At 70.6% G+C, this 921-nt stretch carries 3 protein-coding genes; all 3 read left to right on the top strand.

Annotated features, from left to right (window positions below; translation table 11 throughout):
* The coding region (locus tag ACSNOG_RS32810) for a hypothetical protein (RefSeq protein ID WP_436756344.1) at positions 1-187 on the top strand (187 nt) is incomplete at its 5' end.
* A 129-nt stretch (positions 188-316) separates the two neighbouring features.
* Positions 317-580, top strand: coding sequence for a hypothetical protein (locus ACSNOG_RS32815; protein WP_436756345.1), 264 nt, complete (start codon positions 317-319; stop codon positions 578-580).
* 98 nt (positions 581-678) lie between these two features.
* The coding region (locus tag ACSNOG_RS32820; RefSeq protein WP_436756346.1) for a hypothetical protein at positions 679-921 on the top strand (243 nt) is incomplete at its 3' end.

The raw sequence follows: 921 nt of genomic DNA on the forward strand, positions 1-921 counted from the left end.
CCCCCAACCCCTGCGCCCCCACTGCGGTGTCTACGTGTGGGCCACCGCCCACGGGATCGATCTGCGCCCCACCGGCCCGCTCTCCGCTTGTACCTGCTCGGTCAAGTCGCCGCACGCCGCCGACTCCGAGGTGCTCCGGGCGCGCGTGCGTGAGGTCAATGCCCGTAGTGCCTCGGGGAAATGGTGACGGTCAGCCAAAAAATGATCACCCGCCTTTCGGATGGTCGGCCGTGACGGGCCTGTGTCGGGTCCGGTTGTCGGGTCGGCCGGGCCGGTGCGTACCGGGACGGTGACCCGAGCGGAAGGAAACGAAGACATGAGGAAGCTCAAGAGCGCGGCGGCACTCGTTGCGGGCGGAGCGCTGCTGGCCGGTGCCATGGGCCTGGCCGGGGCCGGGACCGCCGCTGCGGACACGATCACGTGTTCCGACACGCTGCCCGCCCACACGAACGGCAATGCGTTCAACGACGGCCCGCAGCAGCTCAACAAGCTCTTCGGGACCTTCGTGGACACGGCCACCTGCTCCACGCGGCAGTTCAACAGCGGCCTCAACGGCGCGGACGAGCCCAGCGATTCCTGACCGTCCCCCTTGTTCCCGGGCCGTGCCACCGGGGCGGCCCCGGGACGCACACGAGTCATAGGCTGCCCGGCTCCGGGCCGGGCGGAAAGGACCATTGCATGGCGCATCGCAGGCTGTGGGTCGGCGCGATGGCGGGGGCGTGCCTGCTGGGCGGGTACCTGGCGCCGACGGCCTCTTCGGCTCCCGCTCACGGATACAAGGTCTTCAACGCGGGCGTGCATCCCTGGCAGCCCCCGAAGGGTGTCACCCAGCTCCAGTTCTACATCCGGTGCGGCGTGGTGCGAGATCTCGCGGGCGAACCGGGTGCCCGGCAGGAAGCCGCTGCCCGGTCCGGCGGTGCG

The organism is Streptomyces sp. URMC 124 (assembly GCF_051386455.1).
Classification (GTDB): Bacteria; Actinomycetota; Actinomycetes; order Streptomycetales; family Streptomycetaceae; genus Streptomyces.